Annotated in this window: 17 protein-coding genes and 1 riboswitch; of the genes, 8 read left to right on the top strand and 9 right to left on the bottom strand. The window is 68.8% G+C overall.

All coding sequences use genetic code 11. The features are described 5' to 3' along the window. Window positions 1-3: 3 nt before the first annotated feature. On the bottom strand, window positions 4-843 hold the full coding sequence (locus ACIA5D_RS46990; RefSeq protein ID WP_396037209.1) for a helix-turn-helix domain-containing protein: 840 nt from the start codon (window positions 841-843) through the stop codon (window positions 4-6). Window positions 844-1173: 330 nt separating this feature from the next. Here ACIA5D_RS46990 and ACIA5D_RS46985 point away from each other — a divergent pair, with 330 nt between their 5' ends. Both ACIA5D_RS46985 and ACIA5D_RS46980 read left to right on the top strand, forming a co-directional pair. Further along, window positions 1174-1338, top strand: a complete 165-nt coding sequence (locus tag ACIA5D_RS46985) for a hypothetical protein (protein WP_396037207.1) — start codon at window positions 1174-1176, stop codon at window positions 1336-1338. A 78-nt stretch (window positions 1339-1416) separates the two neighbouring features. Next, the gene (locus tag ACIA5D_RS46980) at window positions 1417-1578 is read left to right on the top strand and encodes a hypothetical protein (protein ID WP_396037206.1); all 162 of its coding nucleotides are present in this window, start codon (window positions 1417-1419) and stop codon (window positions 1576-1578) included. A gap of 54 nt (window positions 1579-1632) precedes the next feature. Here the strand turns inward: ACIA5D_RS46980 and ACIA5D_RS46975 are convergent, their stop codons facing one another. The 6 genes from ACIA5D_RS46975 to ACIA5D_RS46950 all read right to left on the bottom strand — a co-directional run bounded on the left by ACIA5D_RS46975 (window position 1633) and on the right by ACIA5D_RS46950 (window position 10403). Then, entirely contained in the window at window positions 1633-2496 is an 864-nt protein-coding gene (locus ACIA5D_RS46975; protein ID WP_396037205.1) for a DUF5753 domain-containing protein, read from the bottom strand. A gap of 292 nt (window positions 2497-2788) precedes the next feature. Continuing rightward, window positions 2789-4153, bottom strand: a complete 1365-nt coding sequence (locus ACIA5D_RS46970; protein WP_396037204.1) for a LuxR C-terminal-related transcriptional regulator — start codon at window positions 4151-4153, stop codon at window positions 2789-2791. A gap of 108 nt (window positions 4154-4261) precedes the next feature. After that, window positions 4262-5398, bottom strand: coding sequence for a Gfo/Idh/MocA family protein (locus tag ACIA5D_RS46965; RefSeq protein ID WP_396037203.1), 1137 nt, complete (start codon window positions 5396-5398; stop codon window positions 4262-4264). Between the two features lie 16 nt (window positions 5399-5414). Then, window positions 5415-7388: an ABC1 kinase family protein gene (locus ACIA5D_RS46960; protein ID WP_396037202.1), complete on the bottom strand. Its 1974-nt coding sequence runs from the start codon at window positions 7386-7388 to the stop codon at window positions 5415-5417. A gap of 48 nt (window positions 7389-7436) precedes the next feature. Further along, entirely contained in the window at window positions 7437-8345 is a 909-nt protein-coding gene (locus tag ACIA5D_RS46955) for an NAD-dependent epimerase/dehydratase family protein (protein ID WP_396037201.1), read from the bottom strand. Window positions 8346-8438: 93 nt separating this feature from the next. Beyond that, on the bottom strand, window positions 8439-10403 hold the full coding sequence (locus ACIA5D_RS46950) for a glycosyl hydrolase family 28-related protein (RefSeq protein ID WP_396037200.1): 1965 nt from the start codon (window positions 10401-10403) through the stop codon (window positions 8439-8441). Window positions 10404-10567: 164 nt separating this feature from the next. On the opposite strand from ACIA5D_RS46950, the gene ACIA5D_RS46945 reads away from it, so the two are divergent. The 6 genes from ACIA5D_RS46945 (at window position 10568) to ACIA5D_RS46920 (ending at window position 16702) form a co-directional block, all read left to right on the top strand. Continuing rightward, complete coding sequence (locus ACIA5D_RS46945; protein ID WP_396037199.1) at window positions 10568-11551, top strand: hypothetical protein; 984 nt, start codon at window positions 10568-10570, stop codon at window positions 11549-11551. A gap of 49 nt (window positions 11552-11600) precedes the next feature. After that, window positions 11601-12824, top strand: coding sequence for an EAL and HDOD domain-containing protein (locus tag ACIA5D_RS46940; protein WP_396037198.1), 1224 nt, complete (start codon window positions 11601-11603; stop codon window positions 12822-12824). A 91-nt stretch (window positions 12825-12915) separates the two neighbouring features. Beyond that, window positions 12916-13782: a hypothetical protein gene (locus ACIA5D_RS46935; protein WP_396037197.1), complete on the top strand. Its 867-nt coding sequence runs from the start codon at window positions 12916-12918 to the stop codon at window positions 13780-13782. After that, window positions 13779-14234, top strand: coding sequence for a hypothetical protein (locus ACIA5D_RS46930; protein WP_396037196.1), 456 nt, complete (start codon window positions 13779-13781; stop codon window positions 14232-14234). Before ACIA5D_RS46935 ends, ACIA5D_RS46930 begins: the two co-directional genes overlap by 4 nt. Before the next feature lie 120 nt (window positions 14235-14354). After that, the gene (locus ACIA5D_RS46925) at window positions 14355-16268 is read left to right on the top strand and encodes a LamG-like jellyroll fold domain-containing protein (RefSeq protein WP_396037195.1); all 1914 of its coding nucleotides are present in this window, start codon (window positions 14355-14357) and stop codon (window positions 16266-16268) included. A 125-nt stretch (window positions 16269-16393) separates the two neighbouring features. Further along, complete coding sequence (locus ACIA5D_RS46920) at window positions 16394-16702, top strand: hypothetical protein (protein WP_396037194.1); 309 nt, start codon at window positions 16394-16396, stop codon at window positions 16700-16702. Window positions 16703-16752: 50 nt separating this feature from the next. Here the strand turns inward: ACIA5D_RS46920 and ACIA5D_RS46915 are convergent, their stop codons facing one another. After that, entirely contained in the window at window positions 16753-18393 is a 1641-nt protein-coding gene (locus ACIA5D_RS46915) for a Na+/H+ antiporter (RefSeq protein ID WP_396037193.1), read from the bottom strand. Window positions 18394-18443: 50 nt separating this feature from the next. After that, window positions 18444-19904, bottom strand: a complete 1461-nt coding sequence (ahcY, locus tag ACIA5D_RS46910; protein WP_396037192.1) for an adenosylhomocysteinase — start codon at window positions 19902-19904, stop codon at window positions 18444-18446. Between the two features lie 17 nt (window positions 19905-19921). Next, window positions 19922-20004: riboswitch (S-adenosyl-L-homocysteine riboswitch) on the bottom strand. Window positions 20005-20017 lie beyond the last annotated feature (13 nt).

Genomic DNA, 20017 nt, shown 5'->3' with positions numbered 1-20017 from the left:
GGATTAAGAGAGAGCGTGGATTCGTTCGTCGATCAGGCTCAGCGACCGGGGCGCGTCAAGGGCTAGGCCGGCCAGGCTCGTGAAGGCGTGTTTCAGCCGCTTGACCTGCTCGGGGTCGTCCTCGAAGATCTGGCCCAACTGGCCCTCCGCGTAGATCACCGCCGGCAGAAGATCCTCGTCGAAGTTCATGACGGCGAACGTGCCGTCAAGTCCCGGATTGGACCCGGCCGAGAAGGGCAATATCTGGACCGTGACATTGGGAAGATCGGAAGCAAGCCGTCTCACGTGACTCAGCTGCCGACGCATGACGTCGCGATTTCCGATGACCCGGTGTAAGATCGCCTCATCGATCACCGCATGAAACAGTAATGGATTCTCGCCATGCAGGATCTGCTGGCGCTGGAATCTGGATTCTACCGTCTCGGCCAGTTGGTCGGCCGAGAATTGCAACCGCAGCGGCTCGATTACTTCTATCGTGTAGTCCTTCGTTTGAAGAAGGCCAGGCACGACCGAAGCCTCGAAGTTCTCGATCGACACGGCGGCGCTCTCCAGGTCCAGGTAGGTCGCCGTGAGCGACTCCAGGTTGTAGCGCTGCCACCACCCCGGCTGCGAGCCTTCCTTGGCCAGTCGGACCAGCCGCTCCGTGGTTTGAGCGTCCAGCCCGTAGTAACTGCACAATGCGCGAACGTGTGGAGGACCGGAGCGCGGCGATGACCGCGACGCGTTCTCCAGCCGGCTGATGGCGGCAGGCGATAGGCCCACATCCGCTGCCACCTGTGCCGCGGTCAGGTTCCTGGCCTCGCGGTAGCCCCTCAAGAGCGCGCCGAGTTCACGGTTGCGCACCGTCGGGCTGCTCCGCCGAGCCACAGGCACCTCCCTGTACCGCGAACCCGATTCTATGTCAAGGCGCGCGCTGGCAAGTGCAGCGCTGGAAAAACATAGTGTGTCAACCTCTGCTTTGGCAATTGCCAACTGGGCGTGTCGCTGCGCACACTGTCAGTAAGGCCGAGAGGACTCTCGAAGCCGCAAACAGGACAAGCACCCCCGGAGTCCGCCGGAGGTGCTTGTTGCAATCGTCCAGACCGCACTCACACGGATAGAAAGGACGAGACGGTGGAAAGTCTAGTACTCATGCTGTCTTCGCAACAGCCGCCTGGTCAAGGAGCCTCGCGGGTGATGGCCGTCGGAGCCGCGATCCTTCTCATCTTCGCGATCCGCGCCTTCGCTCGCTCGCTGCAGCCGCTGCACGTGGTGTTGAGGTCGCTGGCGGCCATGAGCCTTGCGGTCTTCTTCGCCCTGGCCGCCCTCGCACTCGTCGTCCTGTCGCTTTTCTCCTGAGCCATGACCGACCCCCGATCCCCCCGTCGGGTTCCCCCCGGACCCGACCCAACCGGAAGCCTCCGTATTCTCCGCATCGTGGTCATCGTGCTGGCCGCAATCATTATCGGCGGCGTCGCCGGACTTCTGTCGTGGGCAGATGACGGCAGCATCCCGCACGCAATCCTCACCGCAGGCGGAGGCTTCGCCGGCAGCACCGCCCTGCTGCTGGGCATAGCCCATTACGCACGCACTCCGTGAATCTCAGACTTATGGCGGTGACCGTCGCGACGACCTAGCCGCCATAGGCACAATTCATGATTCCGGTTCCGCGTTCAAGGCCTCCAACGCCCGGTCGACGTAGCGATCAAGGTCTTGTTCAGGTGCCGCGTTGCTCTTCAAAGACCAGAACCGCTCGACGTAGGGCTGAAGGTCTTCCGGTTCGACGCGCCCCAGGAAGTCGCCTCTCGCATCCTCGAGGTACAGCAACTCGTATTGGCTGGGATCAGCGAACTCGAGGATGACAAACGGGCCCTTTATTCCTTCGTGCATGCCGGCGCGGAACGGCATGATCTGGATGTGAACCCTCTGACTCCGGCCCACTTGCCGAAGCCGGGCAAGCTGGCGCCGCATGATCATTTTCTCCGCGCCGGCGGACCCCGCCCACCGGTGCAGGGCCGACTCGTCGATGATGAAGAAAGCCTCGGGGGCGTCGTCGCGATCAAGGAGGTTCTGCCGAGCAAGGCGTGCCTCCACCAGGGCGTCGACATCCTCTGGTGGCGCGAAGAGGCGGAGTACCGCTACGGCATATTCCCGCGTCTGCAACAGTCCCGGGATGAGGAGCGGTTCGAACGAACGGATGGCGGAAGCCGCTCGCTCGTACTTGAGTAGGAGCATCACTTCCTTGCTCATCGGCGCGGGTGTCCCGCTCGCAGTCCGAGTGGCCCCGTACAGTTCACGCACCTGAACGTCGTCGGCGATCCCGTAGTGGTCGAGCAGTGCCAGTAGGCGACCATCGTCGATGCCCGCCTTGAGCGTCTCGACACGCATGAAGTCGCCCAGCGTCCACCCCAAAGCTTGCGCCAACTGCTGCCGGTCCGATCCCGACTCAATCCGCGCCTTTCGGAGCCGGCGCCGAAGCGCGAGACGTTGGACTGTCGGATCCGCGCTAGCGGTCATGGGATCAGCTCCTTCATGATCTCCGAAACCGGATCTGCGTGGGCGGCAAGCCTCTTCTCATCACTCAAGATCGGTGAATGCTGGCAGCACCATGCTACCTATCGAGAAGGCGAATTCAGCAACCTGAGCAGGACCGCAAACGCGATTAGCCGGAACGCTCGGTTTCGATCTCGCCGCGGGCGAAATCGGACAGTATCGTCAGTTGGGAAATCGGAGTACAATCGCGCAGGGCAACAAATTGACCCGGCCAAAACGCTTTCCGTGGGCCGCAATGGCGCGGGCAGAGGATCGATCAGCCGAGGCGGTCCCGGCGCCGGGCCAGTTCGGTTCTATTTCGAACGTCCAGCTTGCGAAATATGTTGCCTAAGTGAAATTCGACTGTTTTTACTGAGACAAACAGCCGCTCGGCGGCCTCCTTGTTGCTCAGCCCGTCGGCCACCGCCACCGCCACCCGGATCTCCGCGCCGGTCAGCGCCGCCTCCCCCGGCTTCGCGGCCAGCGCCGGCGGCAGCGTGTACGCGGGGCGCCCGCCGTTGACCCTCGTCAGGTCGGCCTCGGCCAGCGCCAACAACCCGCCGGCCCCGATCGCGGCGTAGCCGGCGCAGGCCGCCTCCAGCAGCCGCACCGCCGGAGCACGCAGCCCCGCCCGGCCGTGCTGCACCCCCAGCAGCCAGGCCATCCGCGCCCGTGGCAACCGCTCGGCCGGCTGCACCAACTCGGGCAGCGCTGCCTCGAACTCGTGCATCGCCCGCTCGTCGTCCGGGCGCCCGATCCACGTCCGCCACGCCGCCATCGCCGGCCCGCCGGGCAGGTGCACCGGCGCCGGCGGCACATCTGCCAGCAGTGCCGCGGCGGCGGCCGGGTCGTCGTGCAGCGCGTGGTGGGTGGCCAGCTCCCAGCGGTACTCGAAGGTCAGCCCGGAGTCCACGCCCATCCCGCCGGCGACCATCAGCTCGAGCATCGCCACCCAGGCCTCGTAGTCGCCCTGTGCGAGGTGCAGCGTCGCCGAACCCTCGACGATGAGCCCGGCCACCCACTCCGAGCCGTTGCGGGCGGCGAGCCTCCGCGCCTCGGCCAGGTGCGCCGCCGCGGACTTCAGGTCGCCGCGCAGCGCCTCGCATTTGATCAGCCAGGAGGTGACCTCGGCCTGCACGTCCGGCCGCCCGGCCCGCACGGCGAGGTCGCGTGCCTCCAACATTTCGGCCTGACCGCGGACGAGATTGCCGGCCCACGCGTCGCCCAGCCCGATCATCGCGAGCAAGCGGGCCCGGGCCGCCGGATCAAAGGTCAAGCGATCGACGTGTACGGCGTATTTGAGGCGCGCCTCGTGCGGGCGGATCAGGGTGAGCGTCGCGAAGATGGCGCACTCGAGGTAGAGCGGATCGTCGTGCAGCCCGAGCGAGTCGAAGATCTCGAGGGCACGCTCGAGATGCGCCGCGCCGTCAAGCGAGCCGGTACGCGACAGCGCCACCCCGGTGAGGACGTGGTGGAGGAACGGCTCCTGGGACGCGAAGCCGGCCATCTTCTCGACGAGTGGCAGCAGGTCGCGGGCGCCGGCGTTGCGGCTCAGGACGAGAAAGGCGGAGAAGAGCAGGCGGGGATCGGAGGTCTTGAGCGCCTCGGCGACGAGCCGATCCGCCTCAAGATCGCTGGACACCGTCCCACACTAGGACTAGGGATTTCCCTGGTGTATCGACTGTCGGCTGATCAACAAACTTTGGTCAGACAGATTCGCGACGCCTCAGGAAACCGGAGCCATGAAAGTTCATTGAACCCGGGGAAGGCTGACCCAGCCGCCGGTGGCAACCGATCGTTCCATCGCGTCGAGCGTCTCGGCGCTGCGGATGGCGTCGTCGAGGGTGGCGCCGTGGGGCCGGCCGTCGGCGATCGAGCGCAGGAAGCGGTACGCCTCGATGACCTTGAGATCGTCGTAGCCCATCGCGATGCCGGAGCCCGGCTGGAACGCCCCGAACTCTCCGTCGAGGGGGCCGGCGAAGAGGGTACGCACCGGTTCGTCCTGATAGGACGAGCCGGTGCTCACACCCAGCTCGCCCATCCGCCGGAAGTCCCAGAACAGCGCGCCGGCCGTGCCGTGGATCTCGAAGCCGTAGTGGTTCTGCTCGGCCACCGCGACCCGGCTCGCCTCGAGCGAGACCCGTGCACCATTCGTCATTCGCAGGAGCGCGCCGAGCCAGTCGTCGTTCTCGACGGGACCGGGCTCGCCGCTCCCCCGCTCGTGCCCGGCGGTGGCGGCCGCCGGGCGCGGGCGCGTCGGCAGGAAGATCGCGGTGTCGGCGAAGACGGCGTCGATCTCGCCCAGGAGGTAACGGACCAGGTCGACGCCGTGCGAGCCGAGGTCGCCCAGGACGCCGTTGCCGCCGCGCTCCCGCTCGAATCGCCAGCTCAGCGCGCCGTCGGGGTGGGCGGCGTAGTCGCTGAGCAGCCGGAAGCGAGCGTGGGTGACCTTTCCGATCTGTCCGCCGTGCAGCAACTCCCGCGCTTTCTCGACGGCGGGCGCGTTGCGGTAGTTGAAGCCCACGGCGACCTGGCCGGCGCCGACAACCGCCCGGGCATCGTCCGCCGACAGACCCACCGGCTTCTCGATCCAGATGTGCTTGCCGGCGGCGGCGAAGGCGGCGCCGACTTCCCGGTGCAGGAAGTTGGGCAGCGTGATGCTGACTGCCTGTATGCGTGGATCGTCGAGGAGGTCATGCCAGTCGAGGGTGGATCCGAGGAAGCCGTACCGCGTGGCGGCGGCGGGCGCCCGGCCGGGCACGTCGTCGGCGACCGCCACCAGCGCGACGGGTGGCGCGTCGGCGTAGTGGTGCGGCACGCGAAGGTACGACCGCGTGTGCACCTGACCCATCCAGCCGAACCCGACCACGCCGACCCCGATCACCATCGATCGAGGGTAGCGCTCAATCGCGCCGGAAGATCACGACCAGGACGCGCAGCACGAGCACGACGGCGACGATCAGCAGGCCGTAGCCGAGCAGCGGGAACAGCGCCACGCCGGTGCTGATCCGCGGGCCGTTGCCCGAGCCGAGCAGCAGGACGGCCATCACGCCGCAGGTCGCGCCGATGATGGTCAGCAGCGCCTGGTGGAGCAGCCCGGTCACGAGCAGCCGATCCCGGTCGTCGGCGAACAGCCGGACGTTGAGGCGAAGCCGGCCGTGCTCCACCGCTTCGCCGATCCGGTCGATCCGCCGCGGGAGGCCGCGCAGCATCGGCAGCAGCGCGGCGAGCTCCTCCTCGAGGGTCCCCCGCAGGCGTTCCGGCGCCAGGGTCTCCGCTATCCGCCGGGCGCCGGCCACCCGGGCCTGGCCGATCAGGTCGAAGCCCGGGCGGAGGAGTCCCAGCGTGCCCTCGAGCGTCGCGAAGGCCCGGAACACCGCCGCGACCGGCGCCGGCACGCCGAGCCCGTACGAGGTGAACGTGCGCAGCAGCGCGCCCACCGCCGCCACGCCGGCCGTGCTGCCCGGCGTGGCGTACCGGACGATCAGGACGCCCACCGTGCGCTGCAACTCGCGCTCGTCGAGCGCCTCGGGACGGTCGGCCAGCCGCAGCAGCGCGTCGCTGGCCGCCACCGAGTCGCCCCGGCCCACGGCCGCGAGGAGTTGCCCGATCGCGGTCCTGGTGACGGCGTCGAGCCGGCCGACCGAGCCGAGATCGAGCATGCCGAGCGTGCCGTCGTCGTCCACCAGCAGGTTGCCCGGATGCAGGTCGACGTGGAAGTTCCCGTACACCAGGATCTGGTCGAGCATGCTGTCGAGCAGGTTCGCCGCGATCGTGGCGCGCCGCTCGTCGCCCAGCCGCGCGAGCTGAGGCCCGGCCGCGCCCAGTGGGGTTCCCGGCAGGCGGCGCATCACGAGCACGCGTTCGGAGCTGAGCGAGACGAACGGCGTGGGCACCCGCACCCCGCGGTCCGGGGAGGCGTCGAGCGCCGCGGCCATGGTCTGCAGGTTGTCGCGCTCGATCGTGAAGTCGAGCTCCTCCCGCAGGGCCTCGGCGAAGCCCAGCGCGAGACGGCGCGCGCCGAAGGAGCGGCCCCAGGAGGTCCGGTCCTCGAGCGTGCCCGCGAGCCGCGCCAGAATGTCCAGGTCGCGCTCGACGATCACGGCGATGCCCGGCCGCTGCACCTTGACCACCACCGGCGTGCCGTTCGTCAGCCGGGCCGCGTGGACCTGAGCCACCGAGGCGGCGGCCATCGGCTCCGGGTCGATCTCGAGGAAGGCCTCGCCGACCGGCCGTCCGAGCTCGGCGGCGAGCACTGCGGCGATGTCGTCCCACGGCGCCGGCGTCGCGCGATCCTGCAGCGCCGTCAGCTCCTCGACGAACTCGGCCGGCAACAACTCGCCGCGGGTGGAGAGCAACTGCCCGAGCTTGACGAACGTCACGCCGGCCTCGTCGAGCGCCTCGCGCAACGACCGGGCCAACCGGCGCCGGGCCGCCGCCGACGTCGGGCCGGAACCGGGCCGGCCCCGCAGGAAGCGACCGAGGCCGTGCCGCAGCGCGATGCGCACGATCGTGGAGTACCGGCCGGCGCGTGCCGCCCGGCGGCGGGCGCCCCGCCACATCTCCACGGGACCCGGCAGCGACCCGGTCGGCAGCAGCACCTCGAGGATCACGAGAGCGGCCATGGCCAGCAGGGCGGACACGACGACCGCCGTCGCACCGAGCAGCACCGCTTCGCCGCCGCTGACCGTCGTCGGGTCTTCGGGCGCGAGGGCCGCCAGGATCGGAGCGGTCGTCACCAGCGCCAGCACGGCGGCCAGCAGCGTGCGCAGCCACCCGACGCGCACGCCGAGCAGCCGCCGGATCACGGCGGCGAAGGCCAGCACCGTCCCGACGATGAACGGGACGAACAGCAGCACCCCGGCAGCGTGTTCCACAACGACCGACCATATCGGCGGGCGCGCGTTCCGGCCGCCCGGGTCGCGTCAGGCTTGGTGACTCAGCTCGCCGAACTGGTGCCGGGTGATGAACGAGGCGACGTACTCGTCGAGGTTGCGGACCGGGCGCCAGCCGAGCTCGCCGGCCTTGGTGGTGTCGGCCTGCCCGCGCACCCGCTCGCCGCGCAGCGCCGGGACCATTTCGTACTCGGCCCGGAAGAGTTTCGCGACCTCGAGCAGCGGCCACTCGCGGCCGGCGCCGAGCAGGTACCCGTCGCCGGTGCCCTTCTGCGCGACCAGCACGATGCCGCGGACGATGTCGTCGACGTGGGTGAAGTCGCGGGTCTGGGTGCCGGGCGAGACCACCGGCAGCGGCTCGCCGCGCAGGTAGTGGTCCTCGAAGATGCCGATCACGGTGGCGTACCGGCCGGCGGAGATCTGGCCGGGGCCGTACACGTTGTAGAAGTACGTGATCGCGTAGTCGAGGCCGTACCAGGTCGAGTAGTTGGTGATGTACTCGATGTTCTTGGCCTTGGTCCAGGCGTACGGATTGAGGTTTTCGTCCTGTCCGTCGTTGCCGAACTTCGAGCTCGAGCCGGCGTAGATCAGTTTCGACCCGTTGGCGGACGCGAACTTGACCACCTCCATCGTGCCGAGGAGGTTGAATTCCCAGGTCAGGTCGTGGTCGTCGAAGGACTGGACGATCCGCGAGTACTCGCCGAGGTGGAAGATGATCTCGGGGCTCGGCAGACCCTGCTCGGCCCAGATCTTGGCGATGTCGACGGTCGAGCCATCGAGGTACGCCACCCGGGGGTCGTTCACGTGGTTTTCCGGCACGCCGGTGAAGTAGTTGTCGACCGAGACGATCGCGGCCGCCGGAAAGTCTGTGAGCAGCGCCTTGATGAGGTTGGTACCGACAAATCCGGCGCCACCGGTCACCAGCAACGTTTGACTCACGAAAAATCCTCCGACTCCGGTTCCCGGCCGCCAAGGCTACAACAGGGTGCGGCCCCACCCGAATCAACGAGTGGGGCCGCGAGTGGGGATGACTTACCAGGTGGTGGGGGCGGGGGGCGCGACGACCGGTGGCCGGTCGTCGCAGGTGATCGTGTTGGGCAGCATCCACGACGCGAGCCAGCCGCCGTCGTTGCCACCCAGGTCGGTCACCGAGAACTCGGAGCCGGTGGCCGGGAAGTTGAACCGGCCGCAGTTGTTCACGCCGACCGCGCCGACGTTGCGGGCGTCGACGTTCTCGAAGGAGGCGCCGCCGCCGACGCGGGCGCTGAGCACACTCGTACCGGCGCCGTCGATCTTGATGTTCTTGAAGTGCACATTCGTGATCGAGTACAGGTCCTTCACCGGCCAGTCCGCGACCTCCATGATCGCGTTGTACGTGTTGTCCAGGAAGGTGTCGCCGACGACCTGGATGTCCGCGTCGATGTTCTTCTCGAGCGCGTAGAGCCAGATCGCCCCGAGCCCGATGTTCCAGTTGAGCTCGTACGTGCCGGCCCGGACGGTCGTGTTGTCGGTGATCCAGAGATGCCCGGCGAACGGCTCGGCGCCGAAGCGGGAGCCGGCGTGCAGCGCGCTGCCCTCACGGATCGGGTCGGCGATCAGGTTGCCGGAGACGGTGTTGTCGGTGCCGCCGTAGATCGCGATGCCGTTGGCCAGCACCGGCGTCTGGATCGTGTTGTGGTCGAAGGTGTTCCGCGCGTTCGCCGTCTTCTCCGACCACATCGCGAGGGCGTCGTCGCCGGTGTTGCGCACGAAGTTGTTCTTGACGATCGAGTCGGTCACGCCGATGTGGAAGTTGAGGCCGTCGGCGATCTGGTCGACGATCACGTTGTTGGTGACCTTGACGTTGCGCATCGGCCCGTCGAACCAGAGGCCCACCTTGGTGTGGTGGATGTAGAGGCCGTCGATGGTCGAGTCGCTCATCGCGCCGCCGATGCCGTTGACCTGGTCGGTGTCGATGCGCTCCCGTACGTCGCCCTCGATGGCGAAGCCGCTCAGATGGACATTCTTGGAATTTTCACCGTAGAAGCCGACGCCGGTGTGGATGGAGCCGTCCGGAGCGGGCGTCGGCAGCGTGGTCTGCGAGCCCTTGATGATCGTGTACCAGTTGCCGGCGCCCTCGATCGTCACGTTGTCGACGGCGATGTGCCGGTTGACCTGGTACGTGCCTGGCGGCACGTACACCTTGAGCTTGGTCTTCTTGGCGAACGCGATCGCCTTGTCGAACGCGGGGGCCGAGTCCCGGCGGCCGGTCGGGTCGGCGCCGAACAAGAGCACGTTCGCGGCCAGCAGGTTGATCCTGGGCGCGCCGACGAGCTCGGTGTCGAGCAGGTCGATCACGGTCCACGCCGCCTTGTTCGAGGCGGTCAGCCGGATCTTCTCCCCGGCCTGGTAGGTCTGGCCCAGCAGCAGGCGCTGCTCGTCGTAGAAGTGGTTGGGCCGGAACGGCGTGGTGATCACCGGAGCCGGGGTGGTCGCGGCCGGCACGCAGGCGCACTCGGTGATCCACCAGTCCGGGTGCAGCAGGCCCGCGTTCGGGTCGTTGCTGAACGGATATTGGTTGTAGAGCCAGGAGTACTGCGAGGTCAGCGTCATGCTCCGGCTGGACTTGCCGACCTTGACGGCGAGCGGCGCGGTGATCCCGCCGCCGGTCGGCGCGTCCGGGATGCTGTACCGCACGGTGATCGCGTTGGTGGCCTTGGGCAGCGTGAACTCGACGTACTGCCCGGGGGCGAGCTTGACCGCGGAGCGGCCGGAGGCCTCGGCGGGCAGGGTGTAGGCGGTCCGGTCGGGGCCGATCACCGTGCCGTTGGTGGCGGCGGTCTCGGCTTCCTGCTCGGCGAAGGCGACACTGGCGCCGCGGCCGGCGACAAGCGCCGGGTCGAGAGCGGCGCGGGTGCCCTTGATGGTCTCCGGCTTGTGCGCGTACGCAGCTCCGGTCGCACCGACCGCGAGAGCGACACCGGCGGCTATGGCAGCTGTTAGGGCAGCTTTCGACATCGAGAGTTCTTTCTATCGGGGAGCGATGCTCCAAGCGGGACGGACGCCTGGAGGTGGAGTGACCATAAGATTGCTGTGACGTAGTCCACAAGGCCTCGTCTCAAATTTTCGACAGATTGCTCGGTCGTTACGTGAAGCCATCGTTTTCTTGCGTCATCGCTGCGGTGCTGGCGGTGCTTTCGGTCAGCGCTTGCAGCAAGCCGTCGTCCTCGCTCTCCTGGCGCGAGGTCTCCCTGCCGGGGGCGGTCATGCTGCGGGACGTCGCCGATTGCGGTGACCGGTGGTGGGCGGCCGGCGGGGCCGGGGGCGGTCCGGCCGCCTGGACCAGCGTCGACGGCGTCACCTGGTCATCCGTGCCGTTCTCGCCATTGCCGGCCAGCTACTACGGGCCCCGCGAGGTGATCAACTCGGTTGCCTGCGCCGGCGAGCGGGTCGCGATGATCGGGGCGGTGCCCGGTGGCGCGCACGGCAACCCTCGGGTGAGCACGTGGCGCTTCGCCGGCGGACGTCTCGTCGAGAACGCGGCGCCGTTCGAGACCTACGGCGGCGACCAGGCGGTCGACGTCGGGCCCATGGCCGCGGGGCCGTCCGGCTTCGCGATCGCCGGAAACCGCTCCTCCGGGGGCGCGGCGTGGATCGCTCCTCCCTCCGCCCGCGAGTTCCGGCTCATCGAGAACGCACCCGGACTGGCCGGCAAGACCGTGGCCAGGGACGTGGTTGCCCTTCCGGACGGACGCTGGCTCGTGGTGGGCGGCTCCGGCGGCGTGCTTGATCAGCGTTCCGCGGCCTGGGTCTCGAGCGACGGCAAGGACTGGTCCCGCGATGATCCGCCGGTTTCGGGCGGTTTCAACGAGATTCAGCGGGTTGTCCCGGACGGGGACGACCTGCTGGCGGCGGGGATGCGCGGAACCGCCTTCGGGCTCTGGCGGTGGCACGCGGGCGCCTGGACGGCCGGCCCCACCTTCGGGGGCGATGCTTCCGGCGTACGCTCGCTGGCTCTTGCCGGCGGCAAGCCGGTGCTGGTCGGCGGGGGCCTGTTCATCGACGGTCGCTCGGTTCCCGCGCCGGCCCCGCCGGTCGCCGTCGCCGGGCGTGGCGCCACCCTGCTGCTGGCCTCGCCCGATCGGCTCTGGATCGCCACCGTGTAACTCAGAGGATTTGGTCAGATCGGGTGGGCGACGGCCGATAGCTAGCGGTGTGAAATCAACGGCGGCTGCTGCGGACGGCACCCAGCTCATTCACGTCGGGCGCCAGCCCATCTTCGACGTGCGGGGTGGCGTCGTCGCCTACGAGCTGCTCTTCCGCGGAAGCGTGGACGCGGTCGCCGCGGGACGCCAGGACACGTACGCGACCAGCACCGTGATGGTGAACGCGTTCACCGAGTTCGGCATCCGCGAGGTCGCCGGCGACCGGCTGTGCTTCATCAACCTCACCCGCGAGTTCCTGATCGGCGACATCGCGCTGCCGTTCGGCCCCGAGCAGGTCGTGCTCGAGGTCCTCGAGACCGTGCGGATGGACGACCAGGTCGTCGCCGGGATCACCGCGCTCAGCGAGGCCGGGTACCGGATCGCGCTCGACGACTTCGTCTGGGGATCCGGGCACGAGGTGCTGTTCGGGCTCGCCTCGTACGTGAAGCTCGACCTCCTCGACGGTGACCTGTCCCGCCTCGACGAGGTCGTCGCCGCCTGCCGCGAGTACCCCAACATCCAGATCGTCGCCGAACGCCTCGAGACCGCCGAGCAGCTCGCCATCGCCGAGCGGTACGGCATGGAGCTGCGCCAGGGCTACGCGCTCAGCCACCCCCAGGTGCTGACCGTCGCCAGCCTCTCACCCTCCCGGCTGCGCCGGCTCGAGCTGGTCGGCGCGCTCAGCGCCGCCGACCCCGACCTGCAGAAGATCGTCAACATCATCGCCAGCGACCCGCCGTTGTCGCTACGCGTCCTGCGGGCCAGCAACTCGGTCGCGGCCGGCCACGCCAACCGGGTCTCCTCGGTGCGCCAGGCCGTCGTCATGATCGGACTGCCGCACATCCGGCAATGGGCGCTGCTGATGATGCTCGACGAGGTCGGCGGCGGCACCGAGGAGCACATGGCCGGCGTGCTCACCCGCGCCCGGCTCTGCGAGAACATCGCCACCTGGTTCGGCGCGCCGCCGGACGCCGCCTTCATGGCCGGCGTGATCAGCGGCGTCGGCCAGCTGCTCGACGTCGCGCCGGAGGGCATGGCCGAGCAGTTCCCGCTGGCGCCGGCCCTGGTCGCGGCGCTGACCGAGGGCACCGGCAAGCTCGGCCGGGTGCTGCGCGCGGTCGACGCGTACGAGCACGGTGAGTTCGGCAGCTTCGATCTGGCCGGTCAGTACATGGACGCCGTGCGGTGGTCGACGCGCGCCCTGGACGCCACCAGCAAGCTGGCGGCCGCCTAGACCGCTCGCGAGCCGTGGCGACCACCATGGAGGGCGTCTGGGACATCGGCACGATGGTCTCGCCCGTCCGCTGGGTACGCGGCGTCGGGTGATGGACGCCGAGGACGTGAATCGGGCGCCCGCTGGCGTCGTCCCGCAGACGCGGAATGCCGACGAGGGTGCCTCCCCGGGCCGACCCGACAGCGATCAGCCCACCCCTGCCCGGCAGGTCGAAGACCTCGTTGACGTGAAACCGCACCGCTGCCATGGCGAATTGTTGCCAACAGCTTCGCGTGACATCCGTCGATACCATCGGGCCGACATGGCCAGACCTCACACCCCGCACCACGGGGACTCGTCTCCGCCGCCCGAACCCGCGGGAGGCGGCAACGGTAGCGGCGGTGATCCGCCCAAGCGACAGACCGCGGCGGACAGCGCGGACGGTCCGGACAACGTCTCCGCGGCGCAGGAACAGATCGCGAGCCGTGCCCGACTGGGCCGGGTCGGTGGCCCGAGACCGGATCGCGGCCCGTCGGCCCATGGCGGCCCGTCGGTGCAGGGACCAGCCGCGCAGATCCCGCTGAAGCCGCCGAACGCCCGGCACAATCTCGACAGCATCCGGCCCGGCAGCCCCGCCAAGAACAAGAACACGGTCGTGCTGCCCGGCACCGACGTGGCGGCCGACCTGGCGGACATCTCGGCCGGACGCGGAACCTGGAATACCGAGACCAACCGTTACGAGGTCAACGGCCGGACATACGCGGTGGAATCGACCGGGACGGTCTTCCCCGTGTCGGGGCCGGGCTTCGTGAGTCTGTCGCGATCCGAATATAAGGTCCTCAAGCAGCTGATCGGATCCGGCGGCGACGTCGACGCGGCACGGAACGCGCTGCGCCGGGACCCGAGCGTCGGCGACGCCGACTGGCATTCGGCGCTCGCGGTCTTTCAGCATCACAAGAGCTACGGGGGCGGGGCATGACGTACGGGATCTACTTTGATCGCAAGGCATCAGCCGAAGCCCTGCGGCAGGCGCTGCACGCCGTCTACGGCGTACCGCTCGACCTGGTCTACATCGGCCCGCACGAAGGGCTCAACGACTACCCCGGGCCCGACCCCATCGCTTTGCTCACCCCCGCCGACGGGCAGTTCGGGCACGAGCTGAGCGCGGGCGACCGGCTTCGGGAGTTGACGCAGGCGACCGAGCTGGAGGTCGCTCAGGCCGTCTGCCGGGTCGCCCGCACCCGGGCCCTGCTGGACGACGGCGGTCCCGCCCCGGACTACTGGCTCCTGGTCGCGGCGGACGGCAGCTACGGCCACGTGCAGACCGATCCCAACCGCGACGAGCTGACCGTCCTGTACGCCCTGGAGCCGATCAGCGGCGAACCGGACCTGCCGGTCGTTCCCCCGCCCGATTGGGCCCGTACCTGGTGAACCCGCGGCGTTCCTGTGCCATACAGATGATCAGCTGGTGGTCACCTGTTGGCCTCTCCCCAGACGAGGTCCACTCGTAGCGTCCGGTTCGCTGGATTTCCGAATTTCGGAGGGGAAGCAATGCTCGAGCACGAGCACAGTCACACGCCGACGGGACCGAATCGGCGCGATCTCCTGCGGTCCGCGGCGCTGGCGGGCGCGGGCGCGGGCGTGGCAGCCTTCGGGCCGCTGAGCGTGACACCCACGTTCGCCGGCGGCGCGGGGCATTCCGCCGGCCGGTGGGACCCCGACCCGGCCGGCCCGCAGTTCACGCTGGCGATCATGCCGGACACCCAGTTCCTGTACTGGGGCAGCCAGAACAGCATCAACTCGGCGCCGCAGGAAGAGTCGTTCCGGTACATCATCGACAGCGACGACGACAACATCGTCTTCATGGCGCACCTGGGCGACCTGACCCAGGACGCCGACGCCACCTCGTTCCAGGCGGTCGGCAAGGCGTTCGATCTGCTCGACTCGCACGGCGTCGCGTACAGCGTGCTGGCCGGCAACCACGACGTGAGCGGCGACGACACCCGCGGCACGACGCCGTACCTGCAGACCATGGGCCCGCAGCGGTTCCGGTGCTCGAAGACGTTCGCCGGGGCCGACGCCACCGGCTACAACACCGCGCACATCTTCCGCGCCGGCGGCCGGGAGTGGCTGCTGCTCGCGCTGGACTGGCGGATGTCGGCGCCGGGCTTCGCCTGGGCGAACAAGTTCATCAAGGACCACCCGGGGCTGCCGGTGATCGTGACGACGCATGATCTGGTCGGTTCGCCGTACGACGACAACGTCTACCCGTACGAGTCGGGCGATCCGGAGAACAATGCGATCCTCTCCGGCTACGGCCAGCAGTTGTGGGACGGGCTGATCGACAACAACGACCAGATCTTCCTGACCATCAACGGTCATTACTGGCCGCCCGGGCGTACCACCCGCAAGAACGCGGCGGGCAACGACGTCCACCTGCACATCACGAACTACCAGAACCGCTACTTCGGCGGCGCCGCGATGCTCCGGCTCTACCACTTCGACCTGGCCCGCGGCGTGATCGACGTCGAGACGGTGGCGCCGTACTTCCTGGCCCAGGATCCGGAGCTGCGCAGCCCGCTGGCCGCCCAGCATCTGCGGCTGACCACGCCGGTCGACCAGTTCTCGATGCCACTCGACCTGGAGAAGCGCTTTCCGGCATCGGTACGCCCCGCCCGCCCGTCCGGCATGCTGGTGGTCCCCGGCACGCTGGCGTACTGGCGTTTCGACAACGGCGGCGTGAGCGGCAGCCCGGTGACGGCAGGCCAGACGGTCCGGGACCGGTCCGGGCGCGGCAACGACCTGACGGTGGCCGCGGTGGCGGGCAGCGCCGCCGAGGCGTTGACCTGGTCGGGCGACCATCACCCCGACCAGCCGGCCCACGCGAGCCTGCGCTTCACCGGCGGCCGCAACCCGCTGCACGGCGGGTACCTGACGACCGGCGCGAAGGCGCCGCTGAACGCGGAGACGTTCAACCGCGGCTACACGATCGAGGCGTTCCTGAAGATCCCGCTGGATTGGGACGCGGGCAACAACGCGTGGATGTCGGTGCTCACCCGCCGGGGCCGGTCGGGCGACGCCGGCAAGAGCGGCAAGAACGCCGACCCGAAGGAGCCGCTGGCCGGCCTCAACATCTCGAACAACGGCCGCGAGCCGCAGTTCAACTTCTACCCGCTGAACCAGACCTACCCGACGACCAACTGGGGACACGGCCTCTTCGAGGAGGTCTGGTGGCACGTCGCGGTCGTCAACGACGGCAAACACACCACCATGTACGTCGAGGGCAGCCCCGTCGTCGACAACCCGTCCACGTTGTCGGTCGGCATCGCCTCGCTCGGCCTGCCGTGGCTGTTCGGCGGCCACGAGTACGCCGGCGCCGTCGACAACGTCTTCCACGGCTGGATCGGCGACGTGCGGATCGTGAACCGCCCGCTCCCAGTCGACCAGTTCATGATCGGCAAGTGAGCGGCGCATCCAAAATACTCTCGAATACGGGCAATAGGTACGGCTAAATGGCCACTTACCCGGGCGTTCCCGGCGGTCCATCATTAGGGCCACAGAGACGTGTTGGAGCCGAAGGGGGCGACATCATGTTGTTGCAGGGAAGCCAGTCCATTCGCCGGCAGGAACAAGCCCGCACCGAGCAACCCGCTCACCGCCGGGTCGCCGCGCCGGAACCCGCGCCGACCGTCGTCGTGCGGACGCGGAACTATCCGCCGATCACCTGGGATCACCCCAGCCTGGGGAAGACGGTCGCCACCGGGCTCGGCGGGATCTCCAAGACGACGGCGTTGTTCATTCTGCTCGGGGCGGTCTTCGTCGGCACGGCGATGGCCATCGCGATCATGGTGACCAGCATCGTGTCGGCCTTCGGGATCGATGCCTCGTCGGGATATTGAGGCTCGCGCCAAGGCCGGTCCGTGGCAGCGCGCCGCGGACCGGCCGGGCTTCAGGAGCGCTCGGCCAGCCGCTCCTCGTGGTCCAGCTCCCGTTCCAGAACCCGCAGCCCCTCGTCCGTCAGCTTCCCGCTGTCGCGCCAGCGCAGCAGCTCCTCGCGCTGCGCCTCGATCACCTCGCGGCGCACGGCCAGCGCCGCCTCGTACTGCGGTGACACCGGCACCTCGTCGGAGTCGGCCTTCTCGATCAGGTCGAGCCGCTTGCGGTAGCGCTCCAGCCGTACCGTCAGCTGCTTGCTCATGGTCTCGATGGCCCGGTCCTCGATGTGGTCGTGCTCCTCGTGCCGGATCTCGTCGAGCCGGTCGAGCGCCGCCTGCACCGCCGCCGATCGCGCCTCGTTGCGCTCGCGGGCCAGGTCGTTCTTGTTGGCGCGCAACCCCAGCCACCGCACCAGCGGAGCGAACGTCAGGCCCTGCCCGATCAGCGTGACGATCACGACCACGAAGGCACAGAACTGCATCAGGTCGCGGTCGGGCACGTTGTCCTTCAGGGTGAAGACCGCCGCCAGGGTGATGACGCCCCGGGTCCCGGCCCAGCTGAGCGCCACGACCTCCTTGGCGTTGAGCGCCTTCTCCTCCCGCCCCAGCGGGCCGGGCCCGTCGGGATCCGTGCCGCCGAGCCGCGTGTGCATCCGGCCGGGCAGCAACTGCGTGAGCATCAGCCAGAGCGGACGCAGCAGCAGGACCACGCCGACGGTGACGGACACCGCGATCACGATCGTGCTGGTCTCGTACTCGTCCAGCCGGTCGACGACGGCGAACAGTTGCTGGCCGATCAGCAGGAAGACCAGACCCTCGAGGACGAAGTCGATGAGCCGCCAGACGGCGGTGGTCTGCAGCCGGCTGGCGCCGGAGGAGTGCCGGGGCGCGTCGTGCCGGATGATCAGGCCGGCCACCACGACCGCGAGCACCCCGGAAACCTGCAGCCGCTCGCCGAGCAGGTAGGCGGCGAACGGCGTCATCAGGGAGATCGCGTTGGCGCTGAGCGGGTCGTCGCGCAGATGCCGCAGGGCCCGCACGACGTACGCGACCAGCACGCCGGCCACTACGCCACCGGATGCCGAGATCACGAACTGGCCGACCGCGGTCGGGAACGAGAAGCCCTCGCCGTCGACCGAGCTGACCGCGACGGCCAGGATGGTCAGCGCGGTCGCGTCGTTGAGCAGGCCCTCGCCCTGAATGAGGGTGATCATGTTGCCGGGGAGACTGGCCCGGCGGCCGACGGCGAGCGCGGCCACCGGGTCGGGCGGAGCGACGGCCGCGCCCAGGGCCACCCCGGCCGCCAGCGTCGCGCCGGTCACCCACAGCTCGAACCCCACGCCGACCAGCAGCGCCGTGGCCAGCACCAGCAGCACCGAAAGGCTGATCACGGTGCGCAGGTTGTGCCGGATGTCCAGCAGTGACGAGTCGAGCGCCGCGCTGTAGAGCAGCGGCGGGATCACGAACGTGAGGATCAGCTCGGGGTCGAGGTCGATGTTCGGCCCGGGCAGCAGCGAGTAGACGATCCCGACGATCGTGAGCAGCGCGGCCGCCGGCAGGCCCGTCCGGCGCGCGACCCACCGCATTGCCACGACGACGACCATGGCCGCCAGGACGAAGAGCACGATCTCTTCGGGATGATGCACGAGATCCATCTTTGCGGAAAAGGGCCGCGCCGAACGGCGCGGCCCTCAAGAGATACGTCTCAGTAGCGGTAGTGCTCGGGCTTGTAGGGCCCGTCCACGTCCACGCCGAGGTACTCCGCCTGCTTCTTGGTGAGCGTCGTCAGCCGTACGCCGAGGGCGTCGAGGTGCAGCCGGGCGACCTTCTCGTCGAGGTGCTTGGGCAGCACGTAGACCTGAAGCTCGTACTCGCCGGGCTTGGTCCAGAGCTCGATCTGGGCCATCACCTGGTTGGTGAACGAGTTCGACATGACGAAGCTGGGGTGCCCGGTGGCGTTGCCCAGGTTCATCAGCCGGCCCTCGGAGAGCACGATCACCGAGTGACCGTCGGCGAAGCGCCACTCGTGCACCTGCGGCTTGATCTCGATCTTCTCGACGCCCGGCACCTTGGCGAGGCCGGCCATGTCGATCTCGTCGTCGAAGTGCCCGACGTTGCCGACGATCGCGTTGTGCTTCATCGCGGTCAGGTGCTCGACCCGGATGATCTCGGTGCCGCCGGTGGTGGTGATGAAGATGTCCGCCTCGCCGACGACGTCCTCGAGCCGGGCCACTTGCATGCCGTCCATGGCGGCCTGCAGCGCGCAGATCGGGTCGATCTCGGTGACGATCACCCGAGCGCCCTGGCCGCGCAGCGTCTCGGCCGCGCCCTTGCCGACGTCGCCGTACCCGCAGACCACGGCGAGCTTGCCGCCGAGCATGACGTCGGTGGCCCGGTTGAGCCCGTCGACCAGCGAGTGCCGGATGCCGTACTTGTTGTCGAACTTGCTCTTGGTGACCGAGTCGTTCACGTTGATCGCCGGGAAGAGCAGCGTGCCCTCCTTGGCCAGCTTGTACAGCCGGGCGACGCCGGTGGTGGTCTCCTCGGTGACGCCGCGGATGTCGGCGGCGACCCGGGTGAACCGCTGCGGGTCGGAGGCCAGCGAAGCGCGCAGCGCCCCCAGGATGATCTGGTACTCGTGGTTGTCGTCCTCGGTCGCCTGCGGGACCGCGCCGGCCGCCTCGAACTCGACGCCCTTGTGCACGAGCAGGGTGGCGTCACCGCCGTCGTCGAGGATCATGTTGGGGCCGACACCGTCGCCGAAGTCGAACAGGCGCATGGTGGCCCACCAGTACTCCTCCAGCGACTCGCCCTTCCAGGCGAAGACCGGGACGCCGGAGGGAGCGTCGACGGTTCCGGTGGGGCCGACCACGGTGGCCGCGGCCGCCTCGTCCTGCGTCGAGAAGATGTTGCAGGACACCCAGCGGACCTGGGCGCCGAGCGCGACCAGCGTCTCGATCAGCACGGCGGTCTGCACGGTCATGTGCAGCGAGCCGGCGATGCGGGCGCCGCGCAGCGGCTGGGACTCGGCGTACTCCTTGCGGAGGGACATCAGGCCGGGCATCTCATGCTCGGCGAGACGCAGCTGGTGACGACCGGCCTCCGCGAGCGAGAGGTCCGCCACCGCGAACTCGAGACCGTTGACTACCTGCAATTTTTCAGACATGCAGAGGGCTCCTCCCTCATCAGGAGGCGCCCTTGCAGTCAGCAAGCTCCAGCCGAGCGTGGCGGATCGCAGAAGATCCGTTGCAGCGCCTCTCGGCCAGGCCTTTACAGGGT

Source organism: Actinoplanes sp. NPDC051513 (assembly GCF_044454685.1).
In the GTDB taxonomy this organism is placed as follows: Bacteria; Actinomycetota; Actinomycetes; order Mycobacteriales; family Micromonosporaceae; genus Actinoplanes.
The sequence above is the reverse complement of the archived record's forward strand: the minus strand, read 5'-3'. Positions and strand labels throughout refer to the sequence as shown.

Bases quoted from the DNA above. Each gene is read 5' to 3' on its own strand.
- ACIA5D_RS46965 (WP_396037203.1), bottom strand. From the start codon at position 5,398: ATGGTGATCGGGGTCGGCGTGGTCGGGTTCGGCTGGATGGGTCAGGTG.
- ACIA5D_RS46975 (WP_396037205.1), bottom strand. From the start codon at position 2,496: ATGACCGCTAGCGCGGATCCGACAGTCCAACGTCTCGCGCTTCGGCGC.
- ACIA5D_RS46935 (WP_396037197.1), top strand. From the start codon at position 12,916: ATGGACGCCGAGGACGTGAATCGGGCGCCCGCTGGCGTCGTCCCGCAG.
- ahcY (WP_396037192.1), bottom strand. From the start codon at position 19,904: ATGTCTGAAAAATTGCAGGTAGTCAACGGTCTCGAGTTCGCGGTGGCG.
- ACIA5D_RS46920 (WP_396037194.1), top strand. From the start codon at position 16,394: ATGTTGTTGCAGGGAAGCCAGTCCATTCGCCGGCAGGAACAAGCCCGC.
- ACIA5D_RS46950 (WP_396037200.1), bottom strand. From the start codon at position 10,403: ATGTCGAAAGCTGCCCTAACAGCTGCCATAGCCGCCGGTGTCGCTCTC.
- ACIA5D_RS46925 (WP_396037195.1), top strand. From the start codon at position 14,355: ATGCTCGAGCACGAGCACAGTCACACGCCGACGGGACCGAATCGGCGC.
- ACIA5D_RS46915 (WP_396037193.1), bottom strand. From the start codon at position 18,393: ATGGATCTCGTGCATCATCCCGAAGAGATCGTGCTCTTCGTCCTGGCG.
- ACIA5D_RS46930 (WP_396037196.1), top strand. From the start codon at position 13,779: ATGACGTACGGGATCTACTTTGATCGCAAGGCATCAGCCGAAGCCCTG.